Origin of the sequence: uncultured Pseudoalteromonas sp., assembly GCF_963922945.1 — a bacterium.
Taxonomy (GTDB): Bacteria; Pseudomonadota; Gammaproteobacteria; order Enterobacterales; family Alteromonadaceae; genus Pseudoalteromonas.
Map to the genome: position 1 here is coordinate 1 of NZ_CAWUKC010000073.1, position 19,876 is coordinate 19,876.

Annotated in this window: 14 protein-coding genes and 2 pseudogenes; 9 read left to right on the plus strand and 7 right to left on the minus strand. The window is 40.8% G+C overall.

The window, feature by feature from the left end; translation table 11 throughout:
* Both AABI99_RS14045 and AABI99_RS14050 read right to left on the minus strand, forming a co-directional pair.
* Positions 1–254: pseudogene (locus tag AABI99_RS14045) on the minus strand (hypothetical protein); the annotation flags it as partial.
* A 275-nt stretch (positions 255–529) separates the two neighbouring features.
* Positions 530–985, minus strand: coding sequence for a sel1 repeat family protein (locus AABI99_RS14050; protein ID WP_338366514.1), 456 nt, complete (start codon positions 983–985; stop codon positions 530–532).
* Positions 986–1,103: 118 nt separating this feature from the next.
* On the opposite strand from AABI99_RS14050, the gene AABI99_RS14055 reads away from it, so the two are divergent.
* Positions 1,104–2,396, plus strand: coding sequence for an NCS2 family permease (locus AABI99_RS14055; protein ID WP_338366515.1), 1,293 nt, complete (start codon positions 1,104–1,106; stop codon positions 2,394–2,396).
* Positions 2,397–2,648: 252 nt separating this feature from the next.
* On the opposite strand, the gene AABI99_RS14060 is transcribed toward AABI99_RS14055, so the two are convergent.
* Positions 2,649–3,407, minus strand: coding sequence for a hypothetical protein (locus AABI99_RS14060; RefSeq protein WP_338366516.1), 759 nt, complete (start codon positions 3,405–3,407; stop codon positions 2,649–2,651).
* 293 nt (positions 3,408–3,700) lie between these two features.
* On the opposite strand from AABI99_RS14060, the gene cysB reads away from it, so the two are divergent.
* Positions 3,701–4,678 (plus strand): HTH-type transcriptional regulator CysB, encoded by a 978-nt coding sequence (cysB, locus tag AABI99_RS14065; protein ID WP_138613779.1) that lies wholly within the window; start codon positions 3,701–3,703, stop codon positions 4,676–4,678.
* 73 nt (positions 4,679–4,751) lie between these two features.
* On the opposite strand, the gene AABI99_RS14070 is transcribed toward cysB, so the two are convergent.
* From AABI99_RS14070 to pabB, 3 genes are all read right to left on the minus strand, one after another.
* On the minus strand, positions 4,752–6,128 hold the full coding sequence (locus AABI99_RS14070; RefSeq protein WP_338366517.1) for an L-serine ammonia-lyase: 1,377 nt from the start codon (positions 6,126–6,128) through the stop codon (positions 4,752–4,754).
* Between the two features lie 102 nt (positions 6,129–6,230).
* Positions 6,231–6,806, minus strand: coding sequence for a CoA pyrophosphatase (locus AABI99_RS14075; RefSeq protein WP_338366518.1), 576 nt, complete (start codon positions 6,804–6,806; stop codon positions 6,231–6,233).
* Positions 6,807–6,812: 6 nt separating this feature from the next.
* The gene (gene pabB / locus AABI99_RS14080; protein ID WP_338366519.1) at positions 6,813–8,159 is read right to left on the minus strand and encodes an aminodeoxychorismate synthase component I; all 1,347 of its coding nucleotides are present in this window, start codon (positions 8,157–8,159) and stop codon (positions 6,813–6,815) included.
* 171 nt (positions 8,160–8,330) lie between these two features.
* Between pabB and AABI99_RS14085 the strand changes: the two genes are divergently transcribed.
* The 7 genes from AABI99_RS14085 (at position 8,331) to AABI99_RS14115 (ending at position 19,657) form a co-directional block, all read left to right on the plus strand.
* Positions 8,331–9,857 carry a fumarate hydratase gene (locus tag AABI99_RS14085; protein ID WP_055016577.1) on the plus strand — a complete coding sequence of 509 codons (1,527 nt, stop codon included), beginning with the start codon at positions 8,331–8,333 and terminating at the stop codon, positions 9,855–9,857.
* A gap of 449 nt (positions 9,858–10,306) precedes the next feature.
* On the plus strand, positions 10,307–11,347 hold the full coding sequence (locus tag AABI99_RS14090; RefSeq protein WP_338366520.1) for a Glu/Leu/Phe/Val dehydrogenase: 1,041 nt from the start codon (positions 10,307–10,309) through the stop codon (positions 11,345–11,347).
* Positions 11,348–11,444: 97 nt separating this feature from the next.
* Positions 11,445–12,083, plus strand: coding sequence for a CatA-like O-acetyltransferase (locus AABI99_RS14095; RefSeq protein ID WP_338366525.1), 639 nt, complete (start codon positions 11,445–11,447; stop codon positions 12,081–12,083).
* A gap of 265 nt (positions 12,084–12,348) precedes the next feature.
* Positions 12,349–15,237, plus strand: a complete 2,889-nt coding sequence (locus tag AABI99_RS14100) for a two-component regulator propeller domain-containing protein (protein ID WP_338366521.1) — start codon at positions 12,349–12,351, stop codon at positions 15,235–15,237.
* 59 nt (positions 15,238–15,296) lie between these two features.
* Positions 15,297–16,121: a M90 family metallopeptidase gene (locus AABI99_RS14105; protein ID WP_338366522.1), complete on the plus strand. Its 825-nt coding sequence runs from the start codon at positions 15,297–15,299 to the stop codon at positions 16,119–16,121.
* A 97-nt stretch (positions 16,122–16,218) separates the two neighbouring features.
* Positions 16,219–19,395, plus strand: coding sequence for an amidohydrolase family protein (locus tag AABI99_RS14110; protein WP_338366523.1), 3,177 nt, complete (start codon positions 16,219–16,221; stop codon positions 19,393–19,395).
* Positions 19,396–19,486: 91 nt separating this feature from the next.
* Positions 19,487–19,657 carry an HPP family protein gene (locus tag AABI99_RS14115; RefSeq protein ID WP_338366524.1) on the plus strand — a complete coding sequence of 57 codons (171 nt, stop codon included), beginning with the start codon at positions 19,487–19,489 and terminating at the stop codon, positions 19,655–19,657.
* Positions 19,658–19,685: 28 nt separating this feature from the next.
* Here the strand turns inward: AABI99_RS14115 and AABI99_RS14120 are convergent.
* Positions 19,686–19,876, minus strand: a pseudogene (locus AABI99_RS14120) (hypothetical protein); the annotation flags it as partial.

Here is a 19,876-nt window from a genome sequence, read left to right on the forward strand (position 1 = left end):
TTTACTAAATGCTTTTGTCTTATTACCAGTAGTTTGCTGGTATCTATTGAGCAGCTATCAAGCAAAGCTTTACTTGGTACATGATCTGGCGCAATAAGTAAGGTCCACGCGTTAGAGCTATTGTATTGATGCAACACTTTTAGCATCTCAAACGTAGCAGAAATTTCGTCTTCTACTTTTATTAAGTTTACCGACTCACTTTCATCATTTTGTTGGTAGCTTTTAACGGTTCTTACGGTAATTGGCTGTAGCATAGGTCTCACTCACTGGGTTTATATACAGTACATGTATACAGTAGTTTATACAGTTGTTGTGTGCAAGCGTTTTTTTGCTACTTTTTATACAGTTAATGGTTTTAAAAAATAAAATTTAAAATAACTCTTTAAAAACAGATGGTTATATTTTTAAAGTGTGAGAGAAAGCTAAGGACGTTTTTAAGTACTGTATAAAGTGTCGCAGCGCTATACAGTACTTTAGGGAGTGTATACAGTTGTTTTAATGTGTTACTGGGTAGTTAGGTATACAGTAGTTAGTCATTTTTTGGAATTAAGTGGGCAAACTGTATTTGATGGATTTGCTCATACAAACTAGCTGCATAGCACTGTGCGTCCTTAAGGCGTTTTGTATCAATGTACTTTCTTAAATCATCTAAGGCAGCGGTTGCAGGTTCATATCCTTGGCTGCTGGCTAAACTTAGCCACGCCGCGGCGTGAAATACACTCTTTGGCACGCCTTGGCCCTTAATAAAAAATAACCCTAAATAAAACTGTGCGCGGTGGTTGCCTGCCATTGCAGTAAGACGCATCCATTTGGCGGCCAGCGGTGCTTGGTTATGCTTTAAATAATAGAGTGCTTTATTGAGTGTTGTTTGTTCACTTATTTCACTTTTATTATCACCACCGTCGTGAGTAGGTTGTGTCACAAAATTTAAAATATTATTTAGTTGCTGCTCTAAGTCTTGCCCACTAGGTTGAGTTTTATTCATATACACTCTTTTTTTATAATTTCTACGTCAACAGTTTAGTATATCGCAAGGTAAAATGTCCTGTTTATACTTATTTTTATGATAAAATAACGACACTTTTTACTATCACAAGTCTATTATGCTCGAAGCTCTATTTAAACTCCGCGAAAATAACTCCAATGTGCGACGCGAAAGTATCGCAGGAATAACAACATTCATCACTATGGTTTACATTGTATTTGTAAATCCGGCCATGCTTGCAGAAGCTGGGATGGATCAAGGTGCTGCATTTGTTGCTACTTGTATAGCAGCGGCCATTGGCTGTTTTATAATGGGGATTTGGGCAAATTACCCTTTAGCACTTGCGCCAGGTATGGGGTTAAATGCCTTTTTTACCTATGGTGTTGTACTGGGCATGGGTTATAGCTGGCAAGCTGCATTAGGTGCGGTATTCATGTCGGGTTGTATATTTTTAATTTTAAGTTTGTTTAAAGTTAGAGAGTGGATAATCAATGCTATTCCTTTGGTTTTAAAGCAAGCAATTGCCACTGGTATTGGCGCGTTTTTAGCGTTAATTGCGCTAAAAAATGCAGGCATTATTGTTTCAAGCCCAGCTACATTAGTACAGCTTGGCGATATTACATCCGCAGGTCCTTTATTAGCTATCTTAAGCTTTTTTGTCATTGCTGCGTTACTCTATCGCGATATTAAAAGCGGCGTACTGATTAGCATTTTGCTAGTAACAGGCATTGCGTTAAGCCTCGATTTAGTTCAGTACCATGGTGTAATTTCGATGCCACCGTCTATTTTACCTACGTTTATGCAACTTGATTTTGCAGCAGCCTTTGAACTTTCTATGCTGAGCGTAATTTTTGCGTTTTTGTTTGTTGATTTATTTGATACATCAGGCACCTTGGTCGCAGTGACGCAAAAAGCAGGCTTAGCGGATGAAAAAGGCAACATGCCGCGTTTAGGGCGAGCGTTGAGTGCTGATAGTACAGCGACTATTGCAGGCTCTATGTTAGGCACTTCTACAACCACCTCTTATATTGAATCTGTGGCCGGTGTATCGGTTGGAGGGCGTACTGGCTTAACTGCTGTTGTTGTGGGTATATGCTTTTTATTAATGATGTTTTTTGCGCCGCTTGCGCAAATGGTGCCGGCTTATGCAACAGCGGGCGCGATTTTATACGTGGCGGTATTAATGCTACAAAACCTCAAGTTTGTAAACTGGGATGACATGAGCGATGCAATTCCGGTAAGTGTAGTACTACTTATGACACCACTTACATTCTCTATTGCGCACGGTATTGCCCTTGGTTTTATATCGTATACTGCGGTTAAAATACTGTGTGGTAAACGTGATCAAGTTAGTATTAGTGTATGGATTTTAACAGCGTTATTTGTTATCAAGTTTGCATTTTTATCGTAATAGCTAATGCTCATTCTTATAGTTAAGTGATTTAATTTAAAAGTGGATAAACATTTATTATTAAGTTGCTATCACTCATTGCCACTGCATGGTTATACCTTACGTATCTTTGCAGTGGTAAATGAGCGTGTATGACGAACTGATTGCAAGGTACTGTCTCAAAATAAGGTTATTTGCCCGTAGGGAGTCATAGCTTAGCTGATACAAAAAAGCCCATACATTAGGTATGGGCTTTTTATTAGGTGTTTGAGCTTACCATTTCTTTTTTGGCGCAAACAATACGTCAAGATCATCTTGTTCGGCCTCTGTTTTTTTCTTCAATGCAGAAGCGTTAGATGCTTTTAATTCACTACTAATTTCTTCAAGGTAACCCTCAACCTCGTGGCGCTTAGCATTTACATATTCATCCGAGTAGGCTACCGCACTTAGTGTGGCGTATGCTTTTTCAAAATACTGTCTCGCTGAGCCAACCATACCTGCAGAGCGAGCTGATATGCCGCGTTTAATTTGGCTTTCAATGTTTATTTTTAATTGAAGCTTTTCTAAACGTTTGTCCTCTGTTGCAAATACTTGGCTGTCTACACGGCCTTTACTATGCTCTGAGCGCATAATAGTACGAAGCTTTTTTATGCCCTGAATGAGAGATACTAATTGTTTATCATTACTAGGTAACGAAAACTTGTCGGTGTTATTAGCTTGAACAGTGCCATTTAATCTTTCTTTGGCCTCAGCTAATCTGTTTTTCAATGCTTTAGAATTAGGTGAGTGGGATACCATCGCATTGAGGGCTTCGTAGCATCTACGTTGTAATACCCGTATGTTATTTTCAGAAAGTGGAATATTGGCACTGTTCATAAGCGCCTCTTCAGTTTCTTCAATTATCGCTTTTTGTTTTGTTAATTCTTTACGACGTTCTATTTCTTGCTTTTCTTTGTGCTGCTGCACAGCGCTTACCCATAATGCAATTACTATCAGCGCGACGATAAGCACAATTATAATCGAAACGATCATGGCTTAATTCTCGGATTCATAATCTATTTTTTTATATTACATCAAATATATGCTTTGAGGGTAGCTTTGCGCTGATTAACTTAAAAATATGTTAAAAATGAGAAATAAGTAAAATGTATTATAAGTTGAACCTGAATAAACATCGCTACCTGTAGCGGGTTTATTATGCTAGCCTTAACGTTCAAATAATGAAAATATACGTACTCACTTTACCAAGGTTGAGCTTAATTAAACTTGGATTTGTGCAGTACTGTCATCATATACGCTTAATAATAACGTTAAAAACTGCAACCATGAAATTACAACAACTTAGATACATCGTAGAAGTACAAAACCATAAGTTAAACGTTTCAGCCACTGCTGAGAGTTTATTTACCTCGCAACCTGGTATCTCTAAACAAGTTCGTATGCTTGAAGATGAGCTTGGTGTACAAATTTTTGGCCGCAGTGGTAAGCATTTAACGCATGTTACGGGTGCCGGCGAAGAGATAATTAATATTTCACGTGAAATTTTATCTAAGGTCGAAGGTATAAAAGCGGTGGCTAATGAGCACACGCTACCTGATCAGGGTAAACTCAATATAGCTACAACGCATACGCAAGCGCGTTATGCCTTACCAAGCGTTATTCAGGGTTTTATGAAAAAATACCCCGCTGTTTCACTGCATATGCACCAAGGTACACCTCAACAAATATCGGATGCAGCTGCGCGTGGTGACGCAGACTTTGCTATTGCAACTGAAGCACTGCATTTATACTCAGATTTAGTTATGTTGCCTTGTTATCACTGGAATCGCAGTATTGTGGTGGCAAAAGATCATCCTCTAGCCCAAAAAGCAGATAGTTTAACCGTTGCTGATATAGCTCAGTATCCACTTATTACCTATGTATTTGGTTTTACAGGTCGCTCAGAGCTTGATAAAGCATTTAATGCGCACGGCCTTGAGCCGCATATTGTATTTACAGCAACCGATGCCGATGTAATAAAAACGTATGTAAGGTTAGGGCTAGGTGTGGGGGTGGTTGCTTCTATGGCGGTGGATCAATTAAGTGATACTGATTTAGTGTGTATTGACGCCAGCCATTTATTTGAAGCAAGCACAACTAAAATTGGCTTTAGAAAGGGCAGCTTTTTACGTACTTATATGTATGACTTTATAGAGCGTTTTGCTCCGCATTTAACAAAAGAGCGGGTAGAGCGCGCAAGCTTATTGCGAAACCAAGAAGACGTTGATGCGTTATTTGCAGATATAGAGCTGCCGGTAAAATAGTCTCTTTTAAGCTGACTCAAAAAATATAAAAAAACCGCGTACTTTGCACTACGCGGTTTTTGTTTTTATAGGCTTAACATTCAATAATGTTTACCGCCAATCCACCGCGTGCGGTTTCTTTGTATTTGGTTTTCATGTCGTTACCGGTATCGAGCATGGTTTTAATTACTTTATCAAGCGATACCTTTTGTTCGCCACTGCCACGTAATGCTAATCGAGAGGCGTTAATTGCTTTAATGGCGCCCATAGCATTTCGTTCAATACATGGTACCTGTACCAATCCGCCTACGGGATCGCAGGTGAGGCCTAAGTTATGCTCCATCCCTATTTCTGCGGCGTTTTCAACATGTACTACATTACCACCAACAATCTCGGTGAGTGCGCCGGCAGCCATTGAACAAGCCACACCCACTTCACCTTGGCAGCCTACTTCTGCACCCGAAATAGAGGCATTTTTTTTGTACAAAATACCAATAGCCGCTGCGGTTAATAAATAGCGTGTGGCAATATCGCGATCCACTTCTTTAATAAATGTGTGGTAGTACATTAAAACAGCGGGCAATATACCTGCAGCACCATTTGTTGGTGCTGTAACCACACGCCCACCCGCGGCGTTTTCTTCATTTACAGCTAAAGCAAATAAATCTACCCAGTCCATTGCTCTAAGCGGGTCATTACTCACTTCTACGTTTAACTTTAAATACAAACTAGGCGCACGACGTTTAACTTTTAAGCCGCCTGGTAAAATACCTTCGGTACGCATCCCGCGTTCAATGCACGCTTTCATTACTTGCCAAATATTAAACAGCTCGTCTTTAATATCTTCTTCTTTACGCAAGGTTTTTTCGTTATGCATCATTAAGGTAGATACACTTAGGCCTGACTCTTTACACAGCTCTAGTAAGTCTTTTGCACTTTCGAACGGGTAAGGCGCTGGGTTTTGTTCGCGTATATCAAGGGCTGCTTGTTTTTCGTTTTCAAACTCTTCATCAGTAACAATAAAGCCGCCGCCGATAGAGTAATATACCTTGCTGTATACTTTTTCGCCATTATTTGATGCAATAATTTCCATTGCGTTAGAGTGCTTAGGTAAGGTTTTACGGCGATGAAAAACAATAGCCCCTTGCTTAGGAAAGTTCGCTTTATGGGTTTGGTTTAGGTAGATCACTTGCTCTTTTTCAATGGTGGCAAGAATGTCGTCAACTAAATCTGCATCTATGGTTTCTGGATCGTAGCCAGCTAGGCCTAATATCACCGCTTTGCCAGAGCCATGGCCTACGCCCGTTTGGCCAAGCGAGCCATAAAGCTCTACCTTTATATCGGTAACAGAAGTTAAAAGTTGTTGCTCTTGTAGGTCATTAACAAATAAACGCGAGGCACGCATTGGGCCAACGGTATGTGACGATGATGGGCCAATACCAATGCTAAACATATCAAATGCACTGATCATACTATGGGTCTCTACTTTATTTTCTCAGCTCGAAAGCTGTTCTTTGAACGGTCGAGTATCATAACGTTAATTGTTTATTATGTAACTATTTGTCAGTAAGTTTTAAACTGGTAGGGCAAGCTGTTTTGTAAAGTTTTTAATAATGCTTGCTGTCGCTCCCCACAGTAATCCGTGCGGTGTACTAAACCCTTGCAAGGCAATGGTTTTACCAAATCGTTGAAAAGGGATAGGGTGCCAATTTTCTTCACGTGAAAGTGCCGTCACTGATATTAAAAAGCTAGCTTGGACTTCGTTATGATCGTTCTCCCACACTGTGTGTTTATCAAGTAAACCAACAAACGGAGTGATACTAAAACCTGTTAAGGTTGCGTACTGTGGTAGTTGTCCTAACAATGTAACGTTATTAGGCGGTATATTGAGTTCTTCATGGAGCTCTCGAAGCGCTGTGTTACGCAAATGCGTATCGCTTGGTTCATACTTTCCACCAGGTAAGCAAATCTCTCCAGGGTGGTGATGTAAATAAGTAGGGCGTTTGCACAGCAAAATATGCGCGTGGTTATTAATATCAATAATAGGGAGAATTACCGCGCTAGCGCGCTTTTTTCGGGTGTCTTTTAATTGATTTGGCGCGGCAGTTGGTGATAACTGAAACCGCGCAATAATATGTTCACTATTCAAAGCGTTTTACTGTTTTAATAAAGGAAGTATTTTATTCACTTTATCGTATGTTTCTTGGTATTCCAATTCGACTTTAGAATCAGCAACAATGCCACCGCCTGCCCAGCAATATATGTGCTCGTTTTGGCAAACCAAAGTACGAATTGTAATACTGGTATCCATGTTACCGCAGGCACTTAAATATCCTATAGAGCCGCAGTAAATACTGCGTCTATGTGGCTCAAGCTCTTCTATTATTTCCATTGCCCTAATTTTAGGTGCGCCGGTGATTGAGCCACCGGGAAATGCAGCTTCAAGCTGGTCTACGCATGTTTTTTTGTCATCAAGTACTGCAGTTACAGTACTCACTAAATGATGGACTGCCGGAAAGCTCTCAATAGCAAACAGTGAAGGCACATCTACGGTGCCTGGTTTCGCCACTTTGCCTAAATCGTTACGTAATAAGTCCACTATCATCACATTTTCTGCGCGGTCTTTGGTTGAGCTTTCAAGGGCTCTGGCTTGTTGCTGATCGGCGATTGCATCGGCCATGCGTGGCAGCGTGCCCTTAATGGGTTTAGTTTCAACAATGTTATCGTGAACTGCAATAAAGCGCTCTGGCGATATTGACAAAATAGCGCCAAGGGGATGATTTATAAAACTCGAAAACGGTGCTTTGTTAGCCTCACGTAAGGTTTTATAAGCCAGCCATGGCTCGCCCTCAAAGCTTGCGCTAAAGCGCTGCGCTAGATTGATTTGATAACAATCACCACTTTTTAAATAATCTTGTATTTGCGCAAATTTATCAGCGTATTGACGCTCACTCATATTTGAGTGCCAATCGCTGGTGAGCGTAAAATGGGCAGGTGCTATATCGTTAGCTAAATATTGTTGGTAAAGCGCTAAACGATTCACGTCAGGTTGAGAAACGTAAAACCAACTTTGCTGGTGTTTATCAAATATTAGCGCATCCAAATAAAGCCCAACAGCCATTTGTGGCAATGTTATATCGTGTTTTGCCGTGCTCGGCATATGCTCGATAATACGCCCTAAATCGTAACCAAAATAACCAAGCCAACCACCGTTAAAAGGCAGGTTGTTTGCCGCTTTTTGTATACTGAGCTTTTTTAGCTCATCATTCATTATTTTAAAGGGGCTACGTGGGTCTAACTGCTGGTTAAATACGCTTTGATTGTTGTTTACTTCTAAAATAGCTTCCGGCTCAATGGCAATAATATCAAAGCGACTGTTTATGTGCTCGCTATTGGCTGAGTCTAGCAATACGGCATAGGGTAAATGCGCAAAATGCGCGAAAACATCAATGCAGTTTTGTGTTATGGCTAATTTTACACAATTTTTTTCATTGTTTAGCATTTACTGCCCCTTTAAGAACTGGCTCGAAACGGGCTGGGAGGGTATCATAAGTCAAATTTTTTTGGCAGCGTTTAGTATCACAATTCAACGCTGTAATTAAAACAGTACAAACCACCGTCACCGGTTTGGTATAGATTACGCTTGAGCGTAACGCTAACTTAAGGAACCACTATGAGTACAATCCGTCAGCAAGACTTTATTGATAGCATTGAAGATGCGTTGCAATATATTTCCTTTTATCATCCTCTTGATTTTGTTCAAGCGCTAGAAAAAGCCTATAACAAAGAACAAAGCAAGGCTGCTAAAGATGCAATCGCGCAAATTTTAATTAACTCGCGTATGTCGGCTGAAGGCAAGCGTCCACTGTGTCAAGACACGGGTATTATTACCTGCTTTGTAAAAGTAGGAATGGATGTTAAGTGGGATAAAACAGATTTAACCGTACAGCAAATGGTTGATGAAGGCACACGCCGCGCATATTTAAATCCAGATAACCCACTACGTGCTTCTATTGTTGCTGACCCTGCCGGTACGCGCAAAAATACAAAAGATAACACCCCGTCTGTCGTGCATATTGATTTAGTGCCAGGTGGCGAAGTCGAAGTTATGGTGGCAGCCAAAGGCGGCGGCTCAGAGAATAAAAGTAAAATGGTTATGCTAAACCCGTCTGACGATGTAGCTGCATGGGTAGAAAAAACGCTACCGACGATGGGTGCAGGTTGGTGTCCGCCAGGCATGCTAGGAATAGGTATAGGTGGAACCGCTGAAAAAGCAGCGGTAATGGCAAAAGAGTCGTTAATGGATCCGGTTGATATTCATGAATTAATGGAACGCGGTGCACAAACAACAGAAGAAAAATTACGTTTAGAAATTTTTGAACGTGCTAACAAGCTAGGTATTGGTGCGCAAGGCTTAGGTGGTTTAACAACGGTTGTTGATATTAAAGTAAAAACAGCGCCTACGCATGCGGCATCAAAACCTGTAGTAATGATCCCTAACTGTGCAGCAACCCGCCACGTGCACTTTACGCTAGATGGTTCTGGCCCTGCTGATTTAAAAGCGCCTAAGTTAGAAGATTGGCCAGAGGTAACCTTTGAGGTAGGTGAAGGAACTCGTCGAGTTAATTTAGACACACTTACTAAAGAAGATACCCGCGAGTGGAAAATGGGTGAAACCATTTTACTCTCAGGCACTATTTTAACAGGCCGTGACGCTGCCCATAAACGCTTACAAGATATGATCAATTCAGGTGAAGGTTTACCTGAGGGCGTAGACTTCGATAATAAGTTTATTTATTACGTTGGCCCAGTTGATGCTGTAGGTGATGAAGCCGTAGGCCCTGCAGGCCCTACAACCGCAACACGTATGGATAAATTCACCGATATGATGCTAGAAAAAACCGGCATTGTAGGTATGATCGGCAAAGCAGAGCGTGGTCCTGCGACGGTTGAGTCTATCAAAGAGCATAAATCGGTTTACTTAATGGCTGTAGGCGGCGCAGCTTACTTAGTGTCTAAAGCAATCAAAAAGGCACGCGTAGTGGCTTTTGAAGACTTAGGAATGGAAGCAATCTACGAATTTGAAGTAGAGGATATGCCAGTAACGGTTGCAGTGGATAGTGAAGGCGCTAATGCCCATACACAAGGTCCTGCAATTTGGAAAGCTAAAATTGAAGAGTTAGACGGTAAACTTAAATAAAGTTTTATTGCTATCAGATAAAAAAGCGAGCCTCGGCTCGCTTTTTTAATTTTAAGTGGGTGTAAAGCTAAAAAAGAGCGAGTTTACTGCTAACAAAACACCTCAGACCAGTTATGTTAAATCTACTTTTTTTCTCGCAAATCTATACACTGTGCACCTTTGGTGAAAGAAGTGCTGTGTAAGTTCAGGTTTACACCTTGCGCCACCTTTACGCTTACGTAAAGGTGATCGTGTTTTTTATTTTTGATGTTGGTTTTAATTTTAATTTATACGCCTTTTTATGGATTTTATATTCATAATATATTGTAATTTGGATTTTTAATTTAAAAGTTAGGCTTTTTGTAGCTTTAACTTCTCATGTTGTAGCGTGTGTAAAAATGAAGTGGTAAAGTTTCGTCAATTTCCAGCGCTCATCCCTCTCACGGGTAAACTATTTTGGAGTAATTACAGTGGCTGTGTTTAATCAAGCTGAATTTGATAACCACGAACAAGTGGTTTTTTGTTCTGACGAAGCGTCAGGTTTAAAAGCAATTATTGCCGTACATAATACTAACCTTGGCCCAGCGGTTGGCGGTTGTAGAATGTGGGATTATGCTAATGATGAAGATGCTGTTTACGATGTACTTCGTCTCTCTAAAGGAATGACCTACAAAAATGCGGTTGCTCGCTTACCGTTTGGTGGGGGTAAATCAGTCATCATTGGTAATGCAAAAGAGATTAAATCAGAGCAGTTATTCCGTGCTTTTGGTCGTCAATTAGAGCGACTTAACGGGCGTTATTACTCCGCTGAAGATGTAAATATCACGTGTGACGACGTTGCATTAATGAATAAAGAAACAAATTATGTGCTAGGCCTTGAAGGCAAAAGCGGTAATCCATCACCTTTTACAGCGTACGGCACGTTTTTAGGAATTAAAGCGGCATTACAGCACCAACGCGGCCATCAAGACTTTACTGGTATTAAAGTAGCGGTACAAGGCCTAGGTGCTGTAGCTTATGGTTTATGTAAACATTTAGCGCAAGCGGGTGCACAATTATTTGTGACCGATATCAATAAAGACGCTGTGCAGCGTGTAGTTGATGACTTTAACGCGACAGCCGTAGGTATTGACGAGATTTATGACCTTGATGTTGATGTATACGCACCGTGTGCATTAGGTGCTACCATTAATGATGAAACCATTGCTCGTATTAAGGCAACAATTGTTGCAGGGTGTGCTAATAATCAACTGGCGCAGTCTCGCCATGGTGAGGTGCTTCGCGAAAAAGGTATTTTATATGCGCCAGATTATGTTATTAACGCCGGTGGTATCATTAATGTTTACTACGAAACTGCACCAGAGGGTTACAGTGAAGAAGCGTCTAATAAACATGTTGAAGGTATTTTTGATACCTTAACTGAAATTTTTTCTCGCAGTGAAAAAGAGCACAAATCAACGCATTTGATTGCCGATGAACTAGCACAAGAGATAATTAAAAACGGCCTGTAAATTGACTCCGTTTATTTAGATTAAGGCGTACATTAGTGCGCCTTTTTTGTTTGTAATTAAATTATGTTGATAAAAAATGATTGATAAACACGACTTGATGGAACCTATTGACCAAGACTCATGGTCTCGCCAACAGCACTTTGAACTATTTAAAAACTTTACTCAACCTTACTTTAATGTGTGTGTAACACTCAACGTTAAGTCTTTATTTGAATACTGTAAACAAAACAAACAGTCATTTTTTTATGCCTATGTGTATGCAACGCTTAAAGCATGCCATGCCTATAATCCGATTATGCTAAGAATCATCAAAGAGCGTCCATGGCGCTTAAAGCAAGTGAGAGCTAGCGTAGTAGAGCTTGCTAGCGATGAGTCGTTTGTATTTAGTTATTTTAGCTACTCGCCTTGCTTTAGAGAGTTTGCTAAACATGCTGCGGTTATAAGCAACAAGGCAAAGTCTCAACCTTTATTTTCTGATGCGTTTAATCAAACTGAAGGACAGGCCGATCTAATACACATATCAGTTTTACCATGGCTGAACTTTAGTAGTTTTTCACATGCCTTTAGCGAAGGAAAAAGCGCGGGTATCCCTAAATTTGTATTTGGTCAATACGATAAAACCACAGGTCTTATGCCGTTTTCGATTGATGTTCATCATTCTTTAATGGACGGTTTGCACGTTGCAGCGTTTATTAACGAATTACAAAACAATATCGACGATTTTTGTAAAGTTTAATTGAATTTAGTTAATGCAATGTGTTTATTTGCTATGGTACTATTTTTAGTAAGATGAGTGTTATAAGTTAATTTGTAACGTTTAGCTGATACGTTTACAACATTAAGTTGTCTCGACTCATTTTAGGTTCTTTTGAGCATGTACGGATCTGAGCGCTGTGTAGGGACACACAATTTTGGTGTGCTCAATACCAAGTAAGGTCTTTCCTACACTTTTTTAATAACGATTAACGCTTATACAATTATAATAAAAACTAAGGCAATTGATGATGAGACAATTAAGCATTCTATGTTTTTTATTCGTCATGTTTATATGTGAAGCCCAAGAACACTCTCGATTGCCTTTAAGTGATTACTTTTCTGAAACATGGAACACGCGCTCTGGATTACCCCACAACAGTATTAATAGTGTCACTCAAACGAAAGATGGCTACTTATGGGTGGCTACGTGGGAAGGCCTAGCACGTTTTAATGGGATTGATTTTACAATATTAACCCGTGCCCATATTAATAACTTACCCGACTCAGGTTTAAGAGCTTTAACTCCCACTCGCAGAGGTGGATTATACATAGCGGGGGCACGTGGTGGCATTAGCTTATACCAACACAGGCAATGGGATACTAAGCGCTCAGCATCAACCATGGTTAATCATTTAATTGAGAGTGCTGATCAAAGCTTATGGTTAGCGCTTGAAAACGATGGGGTGTTTTATCGTGCGCACAACAGCGATACCGACATTGCAATAATAGAAAATGTCAGTGCTTACCGCGTTTTAGAAGATAGCGATGGGATTATTTGGGCTGCAACCAATGCGGGCCTTTATAAAATACATAATAAAATACCTACCTTAATGACACCGCGCTATGGTTTACCTAATGCCCCTGTATATAACTTACTGATGACTCGAAGTGGTTCACTCATTATAGGCAGCGAAAAAGGGGCATGGATTAAAACCAATACACAGTTTGAGCCTATACATAATAAGCTTAGGAATGAGTCTATTTCTAGCTTATTAGAAGATAATCATGGTGATTTATGGTTTGGCACAATCAACAAAGGGGTATTTAGGGTGTCGCCCAATGGTCTAGAGCAGTTAAATGCTAAGGATGGATTACCCGCCAACCGCATTTTGTCTTTACTACAAGATAGGGAAAAGAGTATTTGGGTAGGCACAAACGCCGGCTTATTTCGCCTACGGGAGTCACCGTTTTCAACATGGACTCAAAAAAGAGGGTTAGCCGGAGATTATACACGTACAGTACTTTCTCATTCAGATGGTAGTTTATGGGTTGGGGGAAGCTCTGGTTTAAATATAATTAAACGCAATACTGCCACTTTAGTGTCGGGCACTAATCAAGGCAAACCTTATTCTGTGTTGAGTTTGCTCGAAGCACCTGATGGGAGTGTGTGGGCAGGGACATACACTTCTGGCGTGTTAAAGGTGGTAAATAATCGCTTTACGCCATTTATTAATCGCAGTTCAGGCCTTGGCAGTAACGAAGTGCGCGCTTTATTATTAGATTCTAAAAATCGTTTGTGGATAGGCTCTGCTATGGGGCTTACACGCATAAATGCAGACGGCAGCTTAGAACAATTTACAAACCAAAAAGACTTACCAAGCGGCTTTATACTTGCGCTCAGTGAGGATAACGCTGGAAATATCTGGGTAGGCACTGGTAACGGCGTGGTCGTATTTGATATTGTTAATGAGCAATTTAAAACGATTGAGTTTCCGCGCCACTTTTCTGCCCAATATGCCTTTGGTTTTTATATTGACGATACTTATACGTGGATGGCGACAGACAGGGGATTAGTGCGCTATGAGCTTGCAAGTGCAAATATGGCAATGCTTGGCTTAGAGCAAGGTTTACCTATTGATAAGCTATTTCAGGTGGTCCCTTATAATGGCTCGTTTTGGCTTTCGACTAACCGAGGTATCATTCAAATCGATAAACAGCACGTTCAGCACGTTCTTGATACCCCATTAACAGCAAATAAACCTATGCTTAACTATCAACTTTATGATGAAGGTGACGGTATGTTGAGCGCGCAAGCGAATGGAGGATCAACACCTTCAGCAGTAGTACATAACGACGGTACCTTATGGTTTGCCACCGCAAAAGGTGTCAGTAGTGTAAAGCCTTCACGTTTAAAGGTCTCAACAAAAATTGAATTGCCTACTATTATCGAAAATATTTTTGTTGATGGTAAACCTATTGCGCTTCCTCTTGAAGGGGAGTCGGTACTTTTACCGCCTGGGGTGTCTCGTTTATCGTTTCATTATGCGGGGCTGAGCTTTATTATGCCGCAACGATTAAATTTTCAGACCCAGTTAAAGGGCTTTAACGATAAGTGGGTTAACCGCCAAGATATGTCCTCGGCTGAGTATACAAATTTACCGCCTGGAGAGTACACCTTTATGGTACGCGCAAGTTACCCGAATGCACATTGGCAAGATAATCAGCAAGCTGTAAATATTGTGATTCAATCCTTTTTTTGGCAGAAAATGCAGTTTAAGTTTGCAGTATTTGTTTTATTTTTGCTCATTATTTTTGCCTTATACAAATACCGTTTGTATCACTATAAAAAAATAGAAATCGAATTGACTAATCGCGTAGAAAAACAAACGCAAGATCTAAAAACGCAAGCCAATGCGTTTGCGTATCAAGCGACGCATGACCAACTCACTGACTTGCCTAACAGGCGTGCTTTTGATAGCTGGCTTGCCCATAATTTTGCCACTTACAAACAGCAAAACCGGCCATTAGCCATAGCAATACTGGATATTGATCACTTTAAGCGGATTAACGATAACTGGTCGCATATTATTGGCGACAAAGTGATTTGTACTATTGCACAGCTGCTTAAAAATGGCTGTCAAGACAACCAGCATATAGCGCGATGGGGTGGCGAGGAATTTACAATTGTTTTTACAGATAAAACGTCGGTTGAAGCAAAAGTAATATGTGAAGCACTACGTTTGAGTATTGCACAGCATGATTTTTCGGCCATGGGTGAGGGGTTAAATGTAACGGCGAGCTTTGGTTTATCTGATTCAACTAAAGTAGGTGATTACGACCGTCTATTATCGCGAGCAGATCAAGCCTTATACAAAGCTAAAAATAGCGGCCGTAATTGTACAGAAATTATTTGATTGAAAAAAAGCCTGTGCGCACATATTAATAAGAGACTCACTTATTTTGGATGTCCTTAATGATAAATGGGCTACTAATTACTGTATTGGCTGTTTTTGTTATTACTTATTGGCGCTGGCCAACAATACAAAACTGGCTTTGGAATAAAAAATATAAAAATGTTGTACTAAATTCTCAACAAAAAGATATTTTACTGCGCTGTATGCCCATTTATAAAAAAATGACCGATGCCGACAGAGCTAAACTTGAGCGCCATGTAGTGTGGTTTTTAAACGAAAAGCGCTTTTTAGGCTGCGATGGCTTAAAGCTCACCCCCGCTATGAAATTAATTGTTGCAGCCGATGCATGCTTATTAGTACTAAACAAACCGTGGCCACTTTATAAAAATGTAAAAGAAGTTTTACTTTACCCGAGTGCGTATTATGCGCCGCAATCAACACGTGATAGCGCAGGGCTTGTTAGTTATCATAACACTGTACGTTTAGGGGAGTCATGGCCTGGCGGCACATTAGTGCTAAGTTGGCACGATGTACTTGAAGGTAATCGTCTTCCTAGTGATGGCCACAATTTAGTGTTTCATGAGTTTGCCCACCAATTAGACCAAGAGACCGGAAAAACCACTGGCACACCTTTATTAAAAACCTCCAATGCATATAAAGAGTGGGGCAGAGTTTTTAGTCGTGCGTTTACGCAACTTAAAACCCATGTTGCGTATAATATGCCTCACGTTATTCACAGTTATGGGGCAACAAATGAGGCTGAATTTTTTGCTGTGATCACCGAGACTTTTTTAGAAAAGCCAAGCGAGCTGCGTCAACACGACCCTGAAATTTACCGCATGCTGGTGGACTACTACCAATTTGACCCCATAGTTTGGCATTAATTTTTGGCACTTGGTCGGATAACGCTAGCAAGTTAGCGCTGTTTTTGTTGCAATCTTGTTAGAGAGTTTAACTGTAATAATAACAAGCGAGAAATGCATGAAAAAAATGCTTCACACTGCACTGGCTTTATCTGTCGCATTGACACTAGGTCAGACTCACGCAAACGACAAGCAAGACAAGTGGCTGGTAGACTCACCAAAAGGTGAGTTTATAGATGCAACTATAAGTACAGAGCAAGGTACATGGATGAACATTGACGTCAGCCCTGATGGCAACACGTTGGTGTTTGATTTGCTTGGTGACATTTACACTATGCCTATAAGCGGAGGTGAAGCAACTCAACTCACCTCAGATATTGCATGGCAAATGCAGCCTCGCTTTAGTCCAGATGGTAAACACATTGCATTTACCTCAGATCAAGGCGGTGGCGATAATATCTGGGTTATGGATGTAGATGGTAACAATCAGCACGCGGTGACTGATGAAACCTTTAGGCTTTTAAACAGCCCCGCATGGAGCCCAGATGGAGACTATTTAGTCGCTCGTAAACACTTTACAGCAAGCCGTTCATTAGGAGCAGGTGAAGTGTGGCTTTATCATAAAGCTGGAGGGAAAGGCGTACAACTTACTAAGCGTGAGAACGACCAAAAAGATTTAGGCGAGCCAATGTTTTCACCTGATGGGCGTTATGTTTATTTTTCTCATGATGCAACACCTGGGAAAACCTTTCATTATTCAAAAGATTCTGTTGCCGGTATTTATAAAATTAAACGCTTTGATAGAGAAACCGGTGAAATAGAAACCATAATCCAAGGCATGGGTGGGGCAATAAGGCCTACACCATCACCGGATGGTAAAAAACTTGCGTATATAAAGCGTGACGATTTTCAAACCAGCCTATATCTTTACGATTTAACTAGCGGTGAGCACACTAAGCTTTACGATAAGCTTGAGCGCGATATGCAAGAAACTTGGGCTATCCATGGCGTGTATCCAACCATTGCTTGGACCCCTGATAACGAAGAGCTTGTATTTTGGGCGGGTGGCTCAATACACAAATTGGCCGTTGACGATAAAAAAATAAGCCCAATTGAGTTTAAAGTACAAACAACTAAAAAAATTCAGAAAGCAGTGCGCTATACACAAGACTTAGATACCGATAAGTTTGACGTAAAAATGCTACGCAATGTGCAAGTGAGTCCTGATGGCGAAACGGCTATTTTTGAAGCGCTAGGGTATATTTACAAGCGCGACTTGGAGTCGGGAAAAATTAAGCGCTTAACAAAACAAACTGATCATTATGAGTTGTTCCCGCAGTACTCCCGCGATGGTAAAAAGATTGTTTACACCACGTGGAATGACAGCAAGCAAGGTACTGTGCGCGTTGTTTCTGCGCGCAGTGGTCGTGGTGATACAATTACCAGTGAGCCTGGTAAATATGTAGAGCCTACGTTTAGCCCTGACGGCAAAATGGTAGTTTATCGTAAAGCCACCGGCGGAAGTATTTTAAACCCTAAGTGGTCGCTTAACCCAGGTATTTACAAAGTAAGTACTAAAGGGGGGCAGAGCGAGCTTATTTCTAAAAGTGGTTATCAACCTCAGTTTGGTAGCGACAATGACCGTGTATTTATCATGAGCCCTTGGCCTAAGCCTACTTTAAGTGTTGTGGAGCTTGAAAATAAAAAGGTACGCAAGCTTTATGAGTCGGAGCATGCCACTGAGTTTAGAGTCTCACCGGATGGAAAATATTTAGCATTTGCGGAACGCTTTAAAGTATTTGTTACCCCGCTGGTAGAAAGTGGGTCGCCAATTTCAATTAGCCCTAGCGATAATCAGTTCCCCATAGAGCAATTATCAGTGCGTGCGGGGGAAAATATTAGTTGGAGTGCCAAAAGTGATAGGTTGTATTGGAGCTTAGGGCCTGAGCTATACCATGCAAGTCTTGATGGTATGTTTGCCATTAATAAAGCGGATGATGCCGACTTTAAAGTTAAAAGTGGCGAAAACATTAGCTTTAGTAAAAAAATGGCCGAGCCAAAGGGTATGATTGCGTTAAAAGGTGCAAACATTATTACCATGAATGGCGAACAGGTCATTAAAAACGGCGTTATAATCACCGAAGGTAAACACATTAAATCGATCGGCAAAGTGGGCAAGGTTACTATTCCTAAAGATGCTGATGTTATTGATGTTACAGGTAAAACAATTATGCCTGGTATCGTTGATGCACATGCCCATGGCTCGCAAGGCAGTGATGAAATAATTCCACAGCAAAACTGGAAAAACTTTGCAGGTTTAGCGCTCGGTGTTACCACAATTCATGACCCATCAAACGATACATCAGAGATTTTTACCGCCAGTGAAATGCAAAAGGCCGGCATAATCGTCGGGCCGCGAATTTTCTCCACAGGCACTATTTTGTACGGCGCCAATATGCCAGGTTACACCTCACATATTGACTCCTTAGACGATGCTAAATTTCATTTAGAGCGCCTTAAAAAAGTGGGTGCGTTTAGTGTTAAATCTTACAATCAGCCGCGCCGCGAACAGCGTCAGCAAGTTATTGAAGCAGGGCGAGAGCTTGAAATAATGGTCGTGCCAGAGGGTGGCTCACTATTACAACACAATTTAAGCATGGTTGTAGATGGCCACACTGGTATTGAACACTCTATTCCAGTAGAGCATATTTACGATGATATAAAGCAATTATGGTCACAAAGTGATGTAGGTTACACTCCAACATTAGTGGTTGCTTATGGTGGTATTTGGGGAGAAAACTACTGGTACGATAAAACGGATGTATGGAATCATCCGCGCTTAAGTAAATTTGTGCCTAAAAATCAATTGTTACCGCGTTCAATGCGTCGAGTAAAAGCGCCCGATCATCACTATAACCACTTCAATAACGCTCGCGTAGCAAAAGAGCTGCAAGATTTAGGTGTACTGGTAAATTTAGGTGCGCATGGGCAACGTGAGGGCTTAGGTGCTCACTGGGAAATGTGGATGTTTGCTCAAGGTGGCATGAGTTCACTCGAAGCGATTAGAGCCTCAACGCTTGACCCTGCTAAATATTTAGGGCTTGATAAAAACATAGGCTCGCTTGAGGTCGGTAAGCTTGCCGATTTAGTCGTTATAGATGGCGATCCACTGAAAAATATTCGTGATTCAGATAAAATCGATTACACCATGATTAATGGGCGGTTATTTGATGCAAGTACCATGAACGAGGTGGGAAAAAAGCAGCGAAAATCATTTTATTTTGAAAAACGATAGGTGTTAAAAACTATAGAAAGCGGCTACTAGCCGCTTTTTTTAGCACTGAATGATGTGTTTTATTAGTGTTTGACTGGGTATTTCACATGCTGTGCTGGTATTTGGCATCCCAGAAAGCCCACTTGCATGCCCTAAAAGTGTTATTGTAGGGCATTTTATAACAGCCAGCGTTGTTAGGAACCGTATTTATTGTGTGTGTGGGTTTTTAGCTAAATGGCTAGATGCTCAATTACTAAAGAGCAGGCATAAAAAAACCGCATAACGCGGTTTTTTTACTGAACGTATGTTGTTTAAACAACACCACGCGGTAAACGACAGTCGTGATCTTTACTTGCAAGTTTAACAATCCAAAACTCTTCAGCTGTGTAGCCGTCATCGCTTTGAGTTACAACAGTAAATGGTGCTGTTTTTTGTGCTTTAACAGGCGCAGCAGCTTTCGTTTTAGTTTTTTTCGCAGGCGCTTTTTGCTCAGTTTGCTCAG